At 61.6% G+C, this 17,858-nt stretch carries 19 protein-coding genes and 4 tRNA genes; 5 read left to right on the forward strand and 18 right to left on the reverse strand.

Translation table 11 applies throughout. The features are described from left to right. Positions 1-28: 28 nt before the first annotated feature. The 13 genes from AK829_RS08245 to AK829_RS08305 form a co-directional block, all read right to left on the reverse strand. Positions 29-787: an anchored repeat-type ABC transporter ATP-binding subunit gene (locus AK829_RS08245; RefSeq protein WP_052205423.1), complete on the reverse strand. Its 759-nt coding sequence runs from the start codon at positions 785-787 to the stop codon at positions 29-31. Continuing rightward, the gene (locus AK829_RS08250) at positions 784-1,644 is read right to left on the reverse strand and encodes a choice-of-anchor M domain-containing protein (protein ID WP_052205424.1); all 861 of its coding nucleotides are present in this window, start codon (positions 1,642-1,644) and stop codon (positions 784-786) included. Before AK829_RS08250 ends, AK829_RS08245 begins: the two co-directional genes overlap by 4 nt. After that, the gene (locus AK829_RS08255; protein ID WP_052206464.1) at positions 1,644-3,119 is read right to left on the reverse strand and encodes an anchored repeat ABC transporter, substrate-binding protein; all 1,476 of its coding nucleotides are present in this window, start codon (positions 3,117-3,119) and stop codon (positions 1,644-1,646) included. The genes AK829_RS08250 and AK829_RS08255 overlap by 1 nt, the downstream gene beginning before the upstream one ends. Positions 3,120-3,154: 35 nt before the next feature. After that, positions 3,155-4,693, reverse strand: coding sequence for a TIGR03773 family transporter-associated surface protein (locus AK829_RS08260; protein WP_157045332.1), 1,539 nt, complete (start codon positions 4,691-4,693; stop codon positions 3,155-3,157). Between the two features lie 448 nt (positions 4,694-5,141). Beyond that, positions 5,142-5,849 carry a 50S ribosomal protein L1 gene (rplA, locus tag AK829_RS08265; RefSeq protein ID WP_052205426.1) on the reverse strand — a complete coding sequence of 236 codons (708 nt, stop codon included), beginning with the start codon at positions 5,847-5,849 and terminating at the stop codon, positions 5,142-5,144. A gap of 74 nt (positions 5,850-5,923) precedes the next feature. Next, positions 5,924-6,352, reverse strand: a complete 429-nt coding sequence (gene rplK, locus AK829_RS08270; RefSeq protein ID WP_052205427.1) for a 50S ribosomal protein L11 — start codon at positions 6,350-6,352, stop codon at positions 5,924-5,926. Positions 6,353-6,522: 170 nt separating this feature from the next. Then, complete coding sequence (nusG, locus tag AK829_RS08275; RefSeq protein WP_052205428.1) at positions 6,523-7,302, reverse strand: transcription termination/antitermination protein NusG; 780 nt, start codon at positions 7,300-7,302, stop codon at positions 6,523-6,525. Positions 7,303-7,453: 151 nt separating this feature from the next. Continuing rightward, complete coding sequence (gene secE, locus AK829_RS08280; RefSeq protein WP_052205429.1) at positions 7,454-7,783, reverse strand: preprotein translocase subunit SecE; 330 nt, start codon at positions 7,781-7,783, stop codon at positions 7,454-7,456. A 25-nt stretch (positions 7,784-7,808) separates the two neighbouring features. Then, a tRNA-Trp gene (locus tag AK829_RS08285) sits at positions 7,809-7,884 on the reverse strand. Between the two features lie 61 nt (positions 7,885-7,945). Continuing rightward, positions 7,946-8,017 (reverse strand) — tRNA-Met (locus tag AK829_RS08290). A 36-nt stretch (positions 8,018-8,053) separates the two neighbouring features. After that, positions 8,054-8,126 (reverse strand) — tRNA-Thr (locus tag AK829_RS08295). A gap of 303 nt (positions 8,127-8,429) precedes the next feature. Beyond that, positions 8,430-8,515 (reverse strand) — tRNA-Tyr (locus AK829_RS08300). Positions 8,516-8,605: 90 nt separating this feature from the next. Next, positions 8,606-9,622: a polyprenyl synthetase family protein gene (locus AK829_RS08305; RefSeq protein WP_052205430.1), complete on the reverse strand. Its 1,017-nt coding sequence runs from the start codon at positions 9,620-9,622 to the stop codon at positions 8,606-8,608. Between the two features lie 106 nt (positions 9,623-9,728). On the opposite strand from AK829_RS08305, the gene AK829_RS08310 reads away from it, so the two are divergent. Further along, on the forward strand, positions 9,729-10,958 hold the full coding sequence (locus tag AK829_RS08310) for a geranylgeranyl reductase family protein (RefSeq protein ID WP_052205431.1): 1,230 nt from the start codon (positions 9,729-9,731) through the stop codon (positions 10,956-10,958). 12 nt (positions 10,959-10,970) lie between these two features. On the opposite strand, the gene AK829_RS08315 is transcribed toward AK829_RS08310, so the two are convergent. Further along, positions 10,971-11,660, reverse strand: coding sequence for a demethylmenaquinone methyltransferase (locus AK829_RS08315; protein ID WP_052205432.1), 690 nt, complete (start codon positions 11,658-11,660; stop codon positions 10,971-10,973). Positions 11,661-11,753: 93 nt separating this feature from the next. Here AK829_RS08315 and AK829_RS08320 point away from each other — a divergent pair, with 93 nt between their 5' ends. The 4 genes from AK829_RS08320 to AK829_RS08335 are packed head-to-tail and all read left to right on the forward strand — an operon-like array spanning position 11,754 to position 14,566. Beyond that, the gene (locus tag AK829_RS08320; protein WP_052205433.1) at positions 11,754-11,996 is read left to right on the forward strand and encodes a hypothetical protein; all 243 of its coding nucleotides are present in this window, start codon (positions 11,754-11,756) and stop codon (positions 11,994-11,996) included. A gap of 34 nt (positions 11,997-12,030) precedes the next feature. Continuing rightward, on the forward strand, positions 12,031-12,969 hold the full coding sequence (locus tag AK829_RS08325; protein ID WP_083278967.1) for a metal ABC transporter substrate-binding protein: 939 nt from the start codon (positions 12,031-12,033) through the stop codon (positions 12,967-12,969). Beyond that, a complete protein-coding gene (locus AK829_RS08330; RefSeq protein WP_052205434.1) occupies positions 12,966-13,691 on the forward strand; it encodes a metal ABC transporter ATP-binding protein in 726 nt (241 codons plus the stop codon). Before AK829_RS08325 ends, AK829_RS08330 begins: the two co-directional genes overlap by 4 nt. Next, positions 13,688-14,566, forward strand: coding sequence for a metal ABC transporter permease (locus tag AK829_RS08335; RefSeq protein WP_052205435.1), 879 nt, complete (start codon positions 13,688-13,690; stop codon positions 14,564-14,566). Before AK829_RS08330 ends, AK829_RS08335 begins: the two co-directional genes overlap by 4 nt. Here AK829_RS08335 and AK829_RS08340 read toward each other — a convergent pair. From AK829_RS08340 to AK829_RS08355, 4 genes are read right to left on the reverse strand one after another with little or no spacing between them, the layout of a single operon-like run. After that, a complete protein-coding gene (locus tag AK829_RS08340) occupies positions 14,524-15,201 on the reverse strand; it encodes a metal-dependent transcriptional regulator (protein WP_052205436.1) in 678 nt (225 codons plus the stop codon). The genes AK829_RS08335 and AK829_RS08340 overlap by 43 nt on opposite strands. A 25-nt stretch (positions 15,202-15,226) precedes the next feature. Next, positions 15,227-15,538 carry a hypothetical protein gene (locus AK829_RS12240; RefSeq protein WP_157045333.1) on the reverse strand — a complete coding sequence of 104 codons (312 nt, stop codon included), beginning with the start codon at positions 15,536-15,538 and terminating at the stop codon, positions 15,227-15,229. Next, entirely contained in the window at positions 15,538-17,550 is a 2,013-nt protein-coding gene (feoB, locus tag AK829_RS08350; RefSeq protein WP_083439800.1) for a ferrous iron transport protein B, read from the reverse strand. Before feoB ends, AK829_RS12240 begins: the two co-directional genes overlap by 1 nt. 26 nt (positions 17,551-17,576) lie before the next feature. Further along, complete coding sequence (locus AK829_RS08355) at positions 17,577-17,822, reverse strand: FeoA family protein (protein ID WP_083278968.1); 246 nt, start codon at positions 17,820-17,822, stop codon at positions 17,577-17,579. Between the last annotated feature and the right edge of the window lie 36 nt (positions 17,823-17,858).

Consider the following 17,858-nt stretch of genomic DNA (forward strand, 5'->3'; position numbering starts at 1 on the left):
CTGCAGGAAGGAAATCTCGGGCAACAGGTTAGGCAAAGTTAGCCTCCAAATGCGTGCGTACTCCGCGCAACCACGGCGAGTCTTCGGCAACAGAGAAGGTGTCCATCCACGGCGCGGCGCTATCAAGCTGATCCACCTGGCTATCCGCCACCACTCCCCCTTTGAACAAGATGAGGCGGTCGCACGCATCGACGGCTTCGGCGATGTTATGGGTGGACATGACCACGCCCAAGCCCTTGTCCACAAGCTTGCGAAACAGCTCCAGAAGATGCTCGGTGGTGGGGATGTCCAGGCCGGTAAAGGGCTCGTCCAGAAGCAACATGCGCGGACGACGCACCAAAGCACGCGCGATGAGTACGCGCTGGCGCTGGCCGCCGGAAAGGTCGCTGATCGGGCGATCTGCCAGGTCAGCAAGGTTCACCATCTTCAGTGTGCGTTGTGTCCAGGTGTGCTCGCGCTCGCCGGCGCGGCGGTACCAGGGCCGCTGGCCCAAGGTGGCGTTGAGGGTGGCGGCGTAGACGTCGATAGGAAAATCCCAAGCGACGTTGTGGCGCTGCGGCACATAGCCAACCACGTTGCGGATCGCGCGGGAGCCGGTAACTTCAACCGTGCCTTCAGCGGGAACCAGTCCCAACATGGCCCGCATGAGCGTGGTTTTACCCGCACCATTCGGCCCGAGCAGCCCCGTGAACTCGCCGCCGCGCAGCGTCAGATCCACACTCTGAAACACCTCGCGGCCCGGGTAGGACACGCTCAGGTCGCGCACTGTGATGGCGTGCGGCCTCACTTCTTCCGCCCCCTAACCAGCACAAAGGCAAGTGCCGCCAAGATAAGCACACCGATGCCTACACCAGCGATGAGCCCGGCGCTTGTGTTTGATTGCGCCCCTTCGCTTGCCGTGAACTGGGCGTCAAAGGCCTGGCTCGCATCCGTCGATACGGCAAAGCGCAGCACCTGCTCATCGGTGTGCACGTTGCCATCGGTGTCCTCCACGTTCACGCGCACTTTGACCAGCTGCACGCCGGCCTCCGTAAACACCCAGTTGGCGTGGGTGTGCGTGTTCGGCTCCACCCACATGGACTGCGCGCCGGAAGCGCTTGAGTTCCACAGCTGCTGCGGCTCATGGAAACCACCCGGCTGCACAAACAGGGAGAAGCTCCCCGGGCCGCTATGCCCGCCGTACTCCAGGCTCATGCCGCTCGTGGAGCGCTCGAGTAAGGACGGCGCCTGCGTGTTCCACCCCAACCACGGCACCCCGGCGACCTCCGTCTGGGGCACTACCCATACGTCGCTACCGGGTTTGGCGCCGGTGAAGTCGAAATCGTTGGTCTCCGGCAGGGTTTGCTTCGCGGCGTCGCCAACCTCAAAGACAACGTCCTCCAGGTGGCGCCACACCGCTGGGGTGTGGGTGTCGTCGCGGACCAGGAACTGCAGCTGACCGTCTACAAACATGGCACCAAGATCGGCGTGGCCTGCGCTAATCACCGTGCGCTCCCCCAGCGGGGCGATCGCCTCATTGGCCTCCACCACCTGCTGGAGCGCCGGGTTATTGTCCTGCACCTGAGCGGTGGCTACAGGCGCTAATGCTGCCGCCGGTGCCGTTGCGATCAGTGCTGCGGTAACGAGTGCTGAAATCTTTTTCATTATTGTCCTTTCAAACAGTTGCTTATTGATTCCCCGTTGGCCAGCACAAACTCCACATACGTCTGCGCCGGCCCCTGCCCCGGCGGGTCGAGGGAATCGCCCCAGATCGGGCACACCCGCACCCCGTGCATCGCCGCCGTCTGGGTGAGCACCGGCGTTTCTTGCTCACTGCCGTATTCCACAAACACAGCCGGCACATCCAGGTTTTCCAGCGTGCGGGTTAGCGCCAGCAGGTCGCGCGGGCTCGGCTCCACACTCGGGTTCGGGGTAACAAAGCCCGCGATGCGCAGCCCATAGGCACGCCCCAGGTAGGCGTAGCCGTGGTGGGTGGTAACCAGGTTGCGGTTGGTTTCCGGGATCTGCTCATACAAGGCGCGCACCGTCCGATCCGCCTCATCGAGCTCTTCCTGGTAGCGCTTCGCGTTGGCGGCGAACTGGCTTGCGCGCTTCGGGTCAATGGCGGAAAGCTCATCGCGCACCACATCCACCACGGCTTTCATCGCCGCTGGGTCGTGCCAAATGTGCGGGTCCAACTCACCATGCACGTGGCGGCCCAGCACCGCCTGCGGAAGCAGGTACGTCTCATCATCCGGGTTACCTAAGAAACGGAACTCGCGCTGCGGCGGAATCGGCTGCAGCGTTGTCGTAGGCACCACCACCACGGCTTCGTCCGGGTTGATCTCGCCGTGCTCATCAGAGTGCAGCGTCAGGTGAGTGCCCGCCTCGTCCACACGCGTGGCAATGTCTACGTGCCCGTGCTCAATCGCCAGCTTGCCGGGGGTAACCTGCGCCGGGTCCTGGCCCACCACCACCGTGATCGCCCCCTCGGCGGCACTGCGCTCCGGCGCGTTGACTGCGTCACGCACTGACGCCTTCAAGCGCAACTGATACACCCCCGGCGCCGAAAACGCCCAGCTCACGTGCGTGTGTGCGCCAACTGGCAGCATGGTCGAACCACCCGCGGAATCAAAGAGCAACTCCGGGGTGCCAAACGTTCCCAGGATGAAGGCGGAGGCGGTGCCGGGGCCGGTGGCGTCGATAAGCAAAAGCTCCGTCACCGCAGTAGGTGGAAGGTCCGCCTCAAACCGCAACCCCAGCCACACCGTGTCCAGGCTGGCGTCCTCCACCAGCGGAATCGGGGCGTAGCCGTAGCGCTGCGTCTGCTCCGCCAGCGCCACCACATGCGCGTCAGGCCGCGCCGTCGACGCAATCGTGCGGGTCAGCGCCTGCGGCTCCAGCAGCAACCCGTTGGTAAACACCGCATCGGCGTACGCAATGTCGCGCGTAGCGTGCAGCGTCGGCTCATAGCTATGCGGGTCCGCGCCGCGCCGTATCAGCGAGGTCACCTCGGCAGCATCGCCCGCCACATTCTGCACAACGTCCGCCAGGATGCTTGTCGACGCCACCACGCCCAACCCCTCACCGTCCTCCCCACCAGCAGCCGACTCGGCTGGGGTGCACGCGCTGAGCAGCATGCTCGCGGCGATGAGGGCGGCTGCGTTTTGCGGTTTCACTGGCCTACCCCGAACGTGCCGAGCAGCCTGCGGCGCAGTGCTGTATCAAGGCACATCATGCCGCCGCCAAAGACCAGGATGCCCAGGCCAAGGATGGCAAACGGCACCGTCATCACGGTGGTGCCGGTCTCCGCGAGGGCGTCCGGACGGGTCTCTGTGGTGTTACCGTTGTTGTTGCCGCTGTTCTGGCCTGCTGCTGCTGCGCAGGTGCCCTCAGGATCAAACACCGAACCGAAGTCGAAGTGTCCACTATCCGCGTTGCCGGGCGTACCGACGTTAAACGTCAACACCGCCTCACCACTAACGGCTTCACCGGCCTTGGTGGTGGCAGTTTGGCGAATCTTCACCCGGTACGACCCTGATGCCGAAAACACCCAGTTAGGGTGCACATGCGAGTTCGCCGGAATAGTGTGGCGGCCTTCTAGCTTGCCGTTGCTTGCAGAAAACCACTGCTCCCCCACCACCTGGCCCAAGCCACCCTGGGTGAACACCACCATGGAACCAGGCCCGTCAAAGCCCGTGACCTCCCACGCGACCTCGCCCGTAGTGTTGGCGATCAAGCTTTCATGCTGCGTGTTCGCACCAAGCCACGGAACGTTGTCCTGCTGCGTCGCACCGATCATCCACGCCTTGCCAGCCGGCACTGGGCCGACCGCCTGCGGTAAGTCCACCTCTGCCGCCTGACCAAGCCCAAACACCAAGTCCTCCGGACGCGTCCACGTGGCCGGCACGTTGCGGTCATCCTTGATCATCGGACGCAGGGTTGCCGTGCACTTCGGCGCCTGCTGCTGTGGTTGCTGTTTTGGTTCTTGTTTTGGCGCCTCTTGCTTTGGGGCCTCTTGTTTTGGGGCCTCTTGCTTTGGGGCCTCTGGTGCGGGCTCGCTGGCACGGTTTTCAACCTCGGCGTTTGTGCTAGCGGTCGCTGCACCGTCCCCGACCCGCCACGTGTACACCGCCTGGTTCGACTCCACACCATCGGCCTTCGCCACCACTCGCATGGTGTACACACCGGGCTGTCTGAACAGCCAGTTCGCGTGCACGTGGGACGGCTCCTCCTGCACAATGCGAGCACCACTGCCCAACTTCGCCTGCCCACCATCCAGGACTGACTGGAACGAGCCGAAGCTGCCGGTCTGGAACAGGTAAACCTCGCCAGGGCCAGTGACCTCTAGGAACTCCAGATCCACACGCCCGAAGCCCCCTTCGCGCACGCCTTGGGTGTCCCAACCCGGCCACAGCAGATCAGAACGCTGCGTCTGTGGAAGCAGGTAGCCGGCCGTGGCGATCTCTGCGACGTTTGCCGTCTCCTCCGTATACGCCGCCTCCCCAACGATCAGCTCCACACTTTCCGGTTGACGACGCACATGACTCCCCGTCACATCTTCCTGCAGGTCAAGCGTCAGATCGCCTCCGTTAACGGTGACGTTAAATGCGTCAATGTGTCCGCGGTCGAAGCGTTGCGTATCGGCTTTAGCCACCCCTGCCGGAAACGCCGCAATGCACACCATGGCCAGCACGACAGCAATGACAGGCACCAGCCAGAGCGCCTTCACCTTATTGGGAACTGTTCTCAACACTTAACGAATACTACTTTCATTAAGCGCCGATGCAAAAGCGCCAGCTCGGGTCCCGTCTGATCACCCCCCTGACAAAGTTGACGATGCAGTTTGCGTTTCCCCAGGTCCTAGTCAGATCACTAAGGGCCGCTCGTCGAATTTGTCAGGATTTCCGCCAGCGCCTGACAAATATGTTCCGTCGAACAGCGTGAGCTTTCGCGACCTGCAAGTTTGCCAAACCGGGCCGGGGGTCACGTCGAATTTGTCAGGATTCCCGCCACCAACGCCCCAAAACCACCCAAAACCACCCAAACCCACCCAAAACCACCCCAAAACCACCCCAAAACACCAAAACGCCCCGGCCCAGACAATGAAAGCCTGGCGCCGGGGCGCTGGAAAAGCCTAGAAGCTCTAAAAGCCGTAAAGCTTATGCCTCTGCGTAGTTCTTCTGAACGGACGGGTCAACCGGAACGCCCGGGCCCTGGGTTGCAGAAACGGTGATCTTCTTCAGGTAGACACCCTTGGCAGAAGCCGGCTTCAGGCGCAGAACCTCATCCAGCAGAGCGCCGTAGTTCTCAGCGAGCTGCTCCGGGGTGAAGGACGCCTTACCAATCAGAGCGTGCAGGTTAGCCGCCTTGTCCACGCGGAAAGCGATCTTGCCGCCCTTGGACTCCTCAACAGCCTTTGCAACGTCCGGGGTAACGGTGCCGGTCTTCGGATTCGGCATCAGACCACGCGGGCCAAGCACACGAGCCACACGGCCAACCTTGGCCATCTGGTCCGGGGTAGCAATAGCCACGTCGAAGTCGAGCTGGCCAGCGTTGATCTGCTCGATCAGCTCGTCGGTGCCAACGATGTCAGCGCCAGCTTCCTTAGCGGCGGTAGCCTTCTCGCCCTCAGCGAAAACGGCAACGCGGACGGTCTTACCAGTGCCGTGCGGCAGGTTCACGGTGCCGCGGACCAGCTGGTCAGCCTTGCGCGGGTCAACGGACAGGCGCATTGCAACGTCGATAGTGGAGTCGTACTTAGCAGACGAGGTCTCCTTCGCCAGCTTCACAGCCTCCAGCGGGGAGTACAGCTTGTCGCGGTCAACCTTTGCAAACTGCTCGTTGTAGTTCTTGGACTTCTTAGCCATGTTGGGTTCCTTTCAGGAGTTGTGGTCTGCGGGCCTGGCTTGGCCCTGCCACTTACGCACAAGTGCGTCGTTATTTACTTCTCAACCTCGATGCCCATGGAGCGAGCGGTACCAGCGATGATCGCCGCACCAGCCTCGATGTCACGAGCGTTCAGGTCAGCCTTCTTGGTCTCAGCGATCTCCTTGCACTGCTCCCAGGTGACCTTGCCAACCTTCTGGGTGTGCGGGACGCCGGAGCCCTTCTGCAGGCCAGCGGCCTTCAGCAGCAGCTTCGCAGCCGGCGGGGACTTCAGGATGAAGTCGAAGGAACGGTCCTCATAAACCGTGATCTCAACCGGGACAACGTTGCCACGCATGGACTCGGTTGCAGCGTTGTATGCCTTGGTGAACTCAACAATGTTCACACCGTGGGCACCAAGTGCCGGACCAACCGGCGGGGCCGGGTTAGCCATACCAGCTTCGATCTGAAGCTTAATCAGGCCGGTGACCTTCTTCTTAGCCATCGAATTACCTCAATTCCTTGGTACAGGACGCAGCCACGATGTTTAGCTTGCGCCCTTCCGGATTCCGGGTTTAGCCCAGCAACCGGGGATGAACGAATGAAAAACGCCGCCCGAAAAAGACGGACGGCGTTTAAGGTTACGCGGTTTAAGCGTCGATAAGCAAAACAGCCCTACATAATGCGTTCGATCTGGTCGGCGGTCAGCTCCACCGGGGTCTCACGGCCAAAGATGGACACCAAGGCCTGGATCTTGCCGGTCTCCGGATCAATCGCGTTAATCGTCGCAGAAACGCTTGCCAGCGCGCCGGACAGGATGGTCACTGCCTCACCAACCTGGTAGTCGTGTGCCAGCTGCTGCTTGGTCTGCTCCTCCGGCATAGCGATGACGGTCTCGCCGTCCTCGTTCGCGTTGGACTTGCCCTCAACCGGGGCGACCTTCGGCATGAGGAATTTCGCCACGTCGCGGTGCTTCACCGGCGTCGCGTTGCCCTCGTTACCCACGAAGCTGGTCACGCCCGGGGTCTCGCGCACCACGGACCACGCGGCATCATTCATGTCCATGCGAACAAGCACGTAGCCCGGCAGCAGCTTGCGCTTGACCAGCTTCTTCTTGCCGTCCTTGTTCTCCATGACCTGCTCGATGGGCACGACAACCTCATAGATGGAGTCCTCCACCTCAAGCGTCTGAATACGCATGTCAAGGTTGGTCTTCACCTTGTTCTCGTAGCCCGAGTAGGACTGGATGATGTACCAGTCACCCGGCTGCTTCTTCAGCTCACGGGTGTATTCGCGCAGGCGAGCGCGGTACTCAGAGTCAGCATCAGCCTCCTGGGCAGCTTCCTGCTCCAGCGGCTCGGTCTCCGGCTCCACCGGTGCACCCTCGCCGATCATCTCCTGGTTGTCCTCGACTTCGAGTTCAGCTTCGTTCAGGTTCTGGTTTTCAGTATCCATTCGCTTTTCAATCTTCTAGAGCTTGTTGCTTACCGACGCCTACTTGTCCCACCAGCCTACCCACCCACGTGGTGGTGACTTAGCGAAAAAGTATCCCGCCTCCCCTGGCTTGCTGCCAAGGTGGCGGGAAAACGTTCAAAGTGCAGTATAGCTAACGGATGAGCACCCACTCAACCAGACGCGTACCAAGCCAGTCCGTGCCCGACATAAACGCGGTCAGGATGATCAGGAACGCGAACGTGATGAGGGTGTAGTTCAGCATCTGGGTGCGCGTAGGCCAGATGACCTTCTTCATCTCCTGGGCCACCTCGCCCGGGAACGCTGCGATACCGCCGGCTACGTGCTCATCATCGTCAGCGGTTGCAACCGCGCGCTTGGAGCCGTGCTTATCCTCGTAGGATTCGGAGGAAATGGGAGTAGCCCCGTGCAGCTGACGCTTACCGGTCGGCTGTGCGGGGGTCTGACCATTTGGGTTAGTCAAGAGAACTCCTCCAACTTGAAAGTTCTGGCAGGGGCGACAGGACTCGAACCTGCAACCTACGGTTTTGGAGACCGTTGCGCTACCAATTGCGCCACGCCCCTAGAGTGCAAATGCACCTAGACCCTACCACGCGGCCAAAACAAGCCGCGTAACCGAGTTACGTAGCGATGGCGAGAATTGAACTCGCGACACAGCGATTATGAGTCGCTTGCTCTACCACTGAGCTACACCGCCATGCGTTTGCTAAGTAGATACCGTAACAAACAGCAGAGCCCCCTATCAGAATCGAACTGATGACCTTTTCCTTACCATGGAAACGCTCTGCCGACTGAGCTAAGGGGGCACAGCCTCTATGTTGTGGACCTCACCTTTCGGTGTGACCCGCTCCGTTGAAGCCTGGGAAAGATTAACCCGATACGTGCGTTAAACACAAATCGGCAGGTTAATCGGCATTTTTATAAGGGTTATAACGCTTGCGTTTTAGAGGGCTTTGGCCAGCCACCGAAAGATTTCCGAAATTACTGCATTCTGACCCCCATTCCCCCAGGTAACAACACCATCTCCCGGAATCACTACATCCGGCTCCGAGCGGGAACGGCGAAAACCCGCCCTCCGCAACAATCTGCGTGGACGGGTTTTTCTGCTTTGGTGCCAGGTAGAAGATTCGAACTTCTGAAGGCAAACGCCGGCGGATTTACAGTCCGCTCCCTTTGGCCGCTCGGGCAACCTGGCGTGCGCTGTAAGCGCGTGGATTACTCTACATCACCGGATGCGCAAGTTTGCAAATCGCCAGGTAGCGCCCAACAAAACTCCAGCCAAGCGCTATCCAACACGGTCCACAGTCAGGGTGGAAAGGTTGGCTAAGGCTTGCTTGGCGGGAACGTCCGGAAGCAGGGAAAGCTCCTTTTCAACCACAGCGAGGTACTCGTGAACCTTCTCCAGCGCGCGTTCGCGGCCGCGGGTTTGGGAGATGAGGTTGAGGGCGTAGTTCACGTGTGCGTCGTCAGGCAGGGGCCCTGTGAGCATGTCACGCAGCTGCTGGCCGGCCTCTGAGTCTTCCTCCATGGCATAGAGGACCGGCAGGGTGAACACGCCCTCGCGCAGGTCGGTGCCTGGGGTTTTTCCGGACTGTTCGGGGTCGGAGAAAATGTCGATGATGTCATCCACAATCTGGAAGATGAGGCCAACCGCGGCACCGAGACGCTGGCAGCTTTCAACAGTCTCGCGCGGGGCGCCGGCAAACAGCGCGCCAAGGTAGGCAGCGGACGCGATGAGCACGCCGGTTTTCTCCTCAATCACCTTCAGGTAGTGCTCCACCGGGTCCTGATCGCCGGCGCCGATGGTTTCGCGCATCTGGCCGGTGACCAGCGTTTGGAAGGTGTCGGCGAAGTGGGCAACCGTTTCGGTGTCAATCTCCGCCATCAGGCGCGAGGTGTGCGCAAGCAGCACGTCGCCGGCGAGGATGGCCACGGAGTTGTCCCAGCGGGCGTTGGCGGAAGCCACGCCGCGGCGGCGCTCGGCTTCATCCATCACATCGTCGTGATAGAGGGTGGCCAGGTGCACCATTTCGGTCAGTACGGCACCCTTGGTCACGTTCTCCGCGTCCGGGTTTGGCCCGAATTCAGAGCACAGCAGCGCCATCAGAGGACGGAAACGCTTGCCACCGGCAAAGGCAAGGTGGTTGACCTTTTCGGTGATAAACGGCTCTCCGTTGGAGAGGCGCTCCGCTAGTAGCGCTTCTACCTTTGCCATGCCGTTGGTCACGCGTGCATTGAGTGCGTCGTTACCAAGATCTACGGGAAACGCGCCGCGTGGTGACGGCTGGATGCCGTTGGTCATCGATGATGTCCTTGCAGGTTGAAAACGGGCATATGACAGTGACAACCGTAGTCCACACAATGCCTGTGGGATTGCAGCAGGGCCGGGCTGGCACAATGAGCACGTGATGTTCGATGTCGTAGTTGTGGGTGCAGGTCCGGCTGGGGCAACGGCGGCGATTGCCGCCCAGGAGCGCGGCTTGGGCTGTTTGCTTATCGACGCTGCGCCGACCTCCCGCGACAAAACCTGCGGCGACGGCCTCACTCCTCGGGCAATGGCAACGCTGCAGGCGCTTGGTTTAGAGCATGTGTTGCCTGCGTATCGCAACAAGGGGTTGAAGCTGCACGGCTACGGCGGGGACGTAACCGCCCCGTGGCCTGATGGCCAGTATCCGGCGGTTGGTTCCGCCAGCCCGCGCGCAGCGTTTGATGCGGCGTTGGTTGCTGAGGCTGAGGCACGAGGTGCCACGGTGTGGCAGTCGTGTGCGGCGGAGTCCGTGACGTTTCGTGATGGCGCGATCCACACCGTGCACACCCAAAAGGGTGATGCGCGCGCCAAGTGGGTGATTGTTGCGGACGGTGTGCGCTCCCCCTTTGGCAAGCAGCTGGGCAGAAAGTGGCATAAGGGTGAGGTGTATGGGATTGCGGCGAGGTCATATTGTGCATCCCCACGCAGCGAGGACCCGTGGATGCATTCCCATGTTGAGCTGCGCGATGAAACGGCGGTGCAGCCAGGCTACGGGTGGATCTTCCCGCTTGGTAACGGCTATGTGAACCTCGGCTGCGGCGCCCTGTCCACCGATGCCCGTCCGGCGAAGGTGAACACGAAGAAGCTGCTGCGCACCTACGCCGAGCAGCAGGCAGATGACTGGCAGCTGGGACCTGTGGAGGACGTCGCTTCAGCGCTTTTGCCGATGGGTGGCGCGGTATCCAATGTTGCGGGCCCGAACTGGGCGCTGATTGGTGATGCCGCAGCCTGCGTCAACCCCTTAAACGGCGAGGGCATCGACTACGGCATGGAGACTGCCGTGATGGTGATCGACATGATCGCGGATGCCTCGAACGCCGGTGGCACGATGGATCTGACGTTGGCGTGGCCGTTCGCGCTGCGTGAGGCCTACGGTGACGCTTTCGCCATGGCACGCACGGCTGCGCGCTTGCTCACCTATCCCCAGTTCTTACCAGCCGCAGGGCCTTTGGCCATGCGCGGTGTAGGTGGGCGCTTCCTTATGCCGGCGGCGGCGCGCTTGATGGGCAATTTGGTCAGCGAAAACGACCGCGATGTGATCGCCAAGGCGTGGCGCGCCGTGTCCAAGCTTGCGCCACGAAACGCCCCTCTGTGGGACGTGCAGCGTTAGCTTTTTAGCGCGCTAGCCTTCCTTGACCGCGCTGTGGATGGCAACGATGCCACCGCTTAAGTTCTGCCAGCCCGCATCGGACCAACCGTTGGCGTTAATCGCGCGCGCAAGCGCCTCCTGGTCAGGCCAGGCGCGGATGGATTCCGCCAGGTATTCGTAGGCCTCCGGGTTGGAGGAAAACACCTTGGCAATCGGCGGCAGGGCCAGCGGTAGGTATTCCTTGTACAGGGTGCGGAATCCGGGGATGACGGGGGTGGAGAACTCGTTGACCGCCAGGCGCCCGCCTGCTTTGGTCACGCGTGCCATCTCGCGCAGGCCGGCTTCGAAGTCGTGCACGTTGCGCAGGCCGTAGGAGATAGTCACGGCGTCAAAGGTGTTGTCCGCAAACGGCAGATACATGGCGTCACCCACAACCTTGGGCACGTCGCGATCCTTGCCGGCCGCCAGCATGCCTTGGGAGAAGTCGCACGCAACCACCCATGCGCCGGACTTGGCTAGCTCCACGGTGGACACAGCGGTGCCGGCAGCTAGGTCGAGGACCTTCTCGCCGGGTTTGAGTTCGAGGCGTTCGCGCGTGCGGCATCGCCAGTATTTATCCAGCCCAAACGACAAAACTGTATTGGTTTTGTCGTAATTCTTGCCCACGTCGTCGAACATCCCGGCAACGTCGAAGGGTTTTTTCTCCAGATCCGCCTTGGCCATGCTGCGCAAGTCTACTTCGCCACCCACAAAAGAAGGCTGTTCACCCTCACTCTACTTGCAAGTTCGGGTAGCCGAACTTTACTATTCACCACCATGGGACATGACGAAGCCAACATGGGCGCGTGGCTTGAAGCCATCACGCTGTTTGAGACTGCTCGCGACGGCGACCACGTGGCCTCAGCACGCCTCGTGCACTCAAGCGCCGATCCCGAAAAAGTCACGCTCAACCTCATGCGGCTGCTTGCCGTGTACCTGCGTGATGAGTCTGCGCAGAAACTAGACCGTTTCATCGCCACGTCCCACCGCGTCGGCCCGCCGCCGCTTCCATACCTCTAAAAGCCACTTCCCAACGCATAAAGTAAGGAACCACATGATAAAAACCAAGGCACTTGCCCTTGCATTCACCGCTGCCCTCTCCATTGGCCTGGTGGGCTGCTCTGCGGAAAGCTCGCAGGAAACAACCTCCACCACTGCAAGCGACAAGGACCTGCCGGTAGTGCTGACCACGTTCACGGTGATCCAAGACATTGCCGCCAACGTGGCTGGCGAGCACCTGAAGGTGGAATCCATCACCAAACCCGGCGCGGAGATCCACGGCTACGAGCCCACCCCAGGCGACATCGCACGCGCTGCGGATGCGGACCTGATTTTGGATAACGGCATGAACCTGGAGAACTGGTTCGCGCAGTTTGTTGCTGATCTGGATGTGCCGCACGCCGTGGTCAGCGAGGGCGTGGATCCGATCGACATCGCCGAGGACGCGTATGCCGGCAAGCCCAACCCGCACGCCTGGATGAGCCCGGTAAACGTGCAGAAGTACGTGGACAACATTGTGAAGGCGTTCAGTGAGCTCGCCCCAGAGCACGCCGAGGACTTCAAGGCCAACGGCGAGAAATACAAAAACGAACTCCAGGGCGTCCAGGATGAGCTGGAAACCAAGCTGGCAGAAGTACCCGACAACCAGCGTGCGCTGGTGACGTGTGAGGGTGCGTTTTCCTACCTGGCGCGCGACGCAAAGCTGACGGAGCGCTACATCTGGCCAGTCAACGCGGAGCAGGAGGCCACCCCACAGCAGATCGCGGGTGCCATTGAGTTTGTGAAGGAAAACGACGTCCCTGCCGTGTTCTGTGAGTCCACGGTCTCCAACGCCCCGATGATGCAGGTGGTTGAGGCCACCGGCGCTCAGTTCGGCGGCACGCTGTACGTGGACTCCCTGTCTGAAGAAAACGGTCCGGTGCCGACCTACCTGGATCTGATCCGCCATGACACCAACACCATCATCGAGGGCCTGACTGGGAGGACAAAGTGACACCGGCGATAGAGGTTGACAACGTCGTGGTGCGATACGGCGATGTGCTCGCGCTCGACGGCGCAACGCTGACCGTGGAGCCGGGCCGCATTTGCGGCCTGATCGGCATGAATGGCGCTGGCAAATCCACGTTGCTCAAGGCGATCATGGGGTTGGCGAAGCCAGACTGCGGCGAAGTGCGCATCAACGGCATGGACCCGCTTCGCGCCCGCAAAACACAGGTGTTGGGCTACGTCCCGCAAAGCGAGGAGGTGGACTGGCAGTTCCCGGTCACCGTGCGCGACGTGGTGATGATGGGCCGCTACGGACACATGGGGTTTACCCGCCGCCCGCATGCCGATGACATCGCGGCGGTTAATAGTGCCCTTGCGCGCACCCACCTCACCGAGTTTGCGAATCGCCAGATCGGGCAGCTGTCCGGCGGACAGAAAAAGCGCGCGTTTATCGCCCGGGGCATTGCGCAAGGCGCGAGCATCATGCTTTTAGACGAGCCCTTTGCCGGCGTAGACAAACACTCCGAGGCCACCATTACCGCCCTGCTCAAGGAGCTAGCTTCAGAAGGGACGACGATCTTTGTGGTCACACACGATTTGGTGGCGCTGCCACAGCTCGCGCCGGAGACGGTTCTGTTGAATCGTCGGGTGCTCATGCACGGCCCAACTGACGTGGTGTTAGAGCCCGACAATCTCGTGCAGGGCTTCGGGATGGGGGTCGCATCATGATCAGCAACATGATCGATATCTTGACGCAACCGTTTGCGTATGACTTCATGGTGCGCGCACTTGCCACATCCCTGGTGGCGTCGGTTGTGTGCGCGGTGTTGTCCTGCTGGCTGGTGCTAGTGGGCTGGTCCTTGATGGGTGATGCGGTCAGCCACGCGGTGCTTCCCGGCGTGGTGCTGGCCTACATCGTGGGCGTGCCGTTTGCCCTGGGTGCGGTGGTCTTCGGCTTCATCGCAGTGGCGCTGATCGGGCTGGTGCGTGATACCTCCCGGGTGAAGGAAGACGCGGCCATTGGCATCGTGTTCACCACCATGTTCGCGCTGGGGCTGGTACTGATCTCGGTCACGCCCTCGCATACGGATCTAAACCACATCATCTTTGGCAACCTGCTTGGTGTCTCCCGCGATGACTTGCTGCAGGTGGCCATCCTGGGCGCGATTGTCTTTAGCGTGCTGGTGCTCAAACGCCGCGACTTTACGCTCTACGCCTTCGACCCGATCCACGCGCATGCCATTGGGCTTAACCCGCGGTTGCTGGGTGCGGCATTGCTGGCGCTGTTGGCGCTGACTTCGGTGGTGGCGCTGCAGGCTGTCGGCGTGATCCTGGTGGTGGCCATGCTGATCATCCCGGGCGCTACCGCGTATCTGCTCACCAACAAGTTCGGCATCATGCTGATCATTGCGCCGGCCATGTCCGCGGCATGCGCCATCATTGGCCTGTACTGCTCCTACTACCTAGACACGGCTTCTGGCGGGATGATCGTGCTGGCGCAGGGTGTGGTGTTTGCCGTGGTGTACCTGTTCGGCCCGCACGGGGTGACCCGGGAGCGCCGTTACGCCTCCAAGCGCACAAAGACGGAGTCTGTGGCTTCCTGACCAAGCGGGACCGCTGCGCTGGCGCCGGCCAGCCGCACCTCAAGCGCACCGGAGTAAGGCGCCCCCTGGCCCACCTCCAGGGTGGCGCCGACAACAAGCCCGTGGCTGTCCAAGAATTGGAGCAGCTTCGGGTCATCGTCAGCAATCCGCTCAATCGTGGCCGTCTGTCCCGGCTCAACGCCGGTGAGCGGGACGGCCTCGGGTGCGTCGATGCGCCCGCTGGCAGAAGGGATGGGATCCCCGTGTGGGTCGCGGGTGGGGTGGTCCAGGAACGCGTCGATGCGCTCAACCATGAAATCACTCACAGAGTGCTCGAGGTTTTCGGCCTCATCGTGCACCTGATCCCAGGTGTAACCAAGCGCTTCCACCAAGAAGGTTTCAATGAGTCGGTGGCGACGGATCATCGCTACCGCGTAACGGTGGCCGGTCTCTGTGAGCTCGACGGCTCCATAGGGCTGGTGTGCAACCAAGCCTTGCTCCCCCAGCTTGCGAACCGCCTCAGAGACGGTGGATTTACGTAGGTCAAGGTGTTTGGCTAATGAGGTAGACGTGACCGGCTGATCCGACCATTCCGACAGCGCCCAGATGCCCTTGAGATAGTTCTGGGTGCTGGGGGAAAGATCGCCGACGGACATATCGGCCACTCTACTTGCGGCGCTACTAACCAGCAGCACCCGGCCGAGTCATCAACACCAACGCCACAGGTCCGCTGGCGGTGCGCTCCCCCGTGCACGACTTCGACGCGCTGCAGGACCCGCACCCGCCAGCGCAGCACGCTGAGCCCAGCGGTTCTAACTTCAGCAGGTCCGTGCGCTCTAAGTGGTGGATGATCGCATCCACCGTAGAGGTGGACAAGCCGGTGCGCCGGCAAATCTCCCTACGGCTGCGCGCACCCTCACGCATGGCGGTAGTGACGGCCTCCATTGGTGGCATGTCCAGCGTCTTGGCAGCGGTAGCTTTTCTGCGAAACATCACATGAACACCCGCAGCACCTGGAATGTCAACACGGCTAAAAGCCACGCCACGCCGATCTGGCCCACCATGGTGATCATGGTCCACTTCCAGCCGATCTCGCGCCGCTGCGCGGCAAGCGTTGCTACACACGGCGTGTAGGCCAGCAGGAAGATCATGTACGCCCAGGCGGCGGCGGTTGCGTGTCCGCCGGAGGACTGCTCAAAGTCCGCGCGCACCGCCCTAGCTAGGTCCGAGTCACCTTGCTCTTCGGGGCTTGCGTCACTTTCCAAAGGATCGGCCACCGCATAGGTTTGCGCCCAAGTGGAGATCAGTGCCTCCTTGGCCAAGAAGCCGGTGATCAGCGGGCCGGTGAGTGACCAAGAGTTGAAGCCAGCCGGCTCAAAGACCGGCGCGATTGCCTCAGAGACCACGCCGTAGACGGAGTCCTGCGGGTGCAGCTCCTCATCGCCCCAGGAGTAGCCAGCAACGGCCGGGGTGGACTGCAAGAACCAGATGGCCACCACGGTGGCGACGATGATGCCGCCCGCCGTTTGTAAAAAGCCCTTCAGACGCGCCCAGGTCACCGACGCCGTCAGGCGCGCCGTGGGTAGCTGGTAGACCGGCAGGTCAATCACCAAAGGGTCTGCGCCGAGGGTGCGCCACAACAGGTTCTTCAATACCAGGCCCGAGAGCACCACCAACACAATGGAGATCACGTACATGGCAAACACCACAAGTCCCGCATGGTCGGGGAAGAAGACGTTCGCCATCATCACGTACACCGTCAACCGGGCTGAGCACGAGGTAAACGGCACCAGCATGGCCGTCAAACGGCGCTGGATTGGCGACGCTAGAACGCGCGTCGCCGAAATCGCCGGCACATTACAGCCAAAGCCCACAATCAGAGGGATAAACGCCTTGCCCGGCAGGCCGATCGCACGCATGACACGGTCCGCCACCACGGCCGCACGCGCCATGTATCCGGAGTCCTCCAGCACCGCGAGGCAGAAAAACATCAACGCCATCAAAGGCACGAACGTTAAGACCATGCCGACGCCGTTGATAAGGCCGTCGATAAGCAGGCCATGCACAAATGGGTAATCCAAGCCAACCGCAACAAGGCCAGCTGCCGCCCAGTCAGACAACGGGCCGGTGAAGAAGCCTTCCATCCAGTCTTGGAAGGGCGCGGCGACGGTGGTGGTGATCTCAAAGACCACGAACATGGCCGCCAGGAAGATCAGGGGACCAAGCACTGGGTGCAGCACGAAACGGTCGATGGTTTCGGATGTGGTGGCGCGGCTTTCATCACGCAGCGTGGCGGCTGTAACCGCCTCATCGATCCAGGTGAAGCGGGCATCGGCGGCCTCGAATCCGTCATCCTCGGGGGTGTGCGGGCGGTGCGTGACCACCGGCTTGTGCAGCTCTTCGTGCACCACCTCAGCAAGACCAGCAACTTCTCTACGCCTCGGGTCAAGCGCCACCACCGGCACTCCCAACTTCGCCGACAAGACGTCCGCATCCACCTCAAGGCCCTGGCGCTGGGCAACGTCGCCCTTGGTCAGCACAATGACCATGCGATATGGCAGCTCCGCAACCTGCGCCGCCAAATAGAGCCCGCGTGAGATGTTGGCGGTATCCACCGCAACCATGACCAGATCAGGCCGGCCCTCCCCCAGTCTGCCGGGGTTATCCAACAGCAGCTCGCGCGTCAGCGCCTCATCGGGGCTAATCGGGTCCAGCGAATAGGCACCAGGAAAATCGATGACGTTATAGGCCCCACCGTGCTTCTCACTGCGCTCGTGCGCCCGGCGCGAACCCTTGTGGGTGTGCCACACGCCGCGGGAAACCTCCACGGTGGTTCCCGGGTAGTTGGCCATGGTCACGCCCGCGCCGGTCAGCGCGTTAAACAGTGTGGACTTGCCGGCGTTCGGCGCGCCCACCAGCGCGATGGTGGGCTGGCCGTGTGCGACCTCGTCCGGGGTAGCGCCGCAGTGGGAGCAGGCGGATGCGCTATGGGATTCCGGGCTCATTGGGCTGATCGGTGCGCTTGGGGTACTCACAGTGCCGCCTCCGTGTGCTGGACGTGAATGCTGCGCAGCGCCTGTGCATCAAGCGCGTAGCGGGTGCTGTTGGTGCGCACCACACGCCCGCCACCAGCGGTCTTTTGCACCACGGTCACCTCGGCGCCGTGGCGCAGGCCCAGCTCGTGCAGCCGACGGTCAAGTGCCGCGTCAGCGTTGGTGGTGGTGATGGTGGTTTGGGTGCCCACCGGAACGTCGATAAGCAAAAGCTCCTGTGCCATGTGCCGCGTCCTTTGAACTCAAAAGAATTAGGTAAG

The sequence above is a fragment of the Corynebacterium riegelii genome (genome assembly GCF_001263755.1).
Lineage (GTDB): Bacteria > Actinomycetota > Actinomycetes > Mycobacteriales > Mycobacteriaceae > Corynebacterium > Corynebacterium riegelii.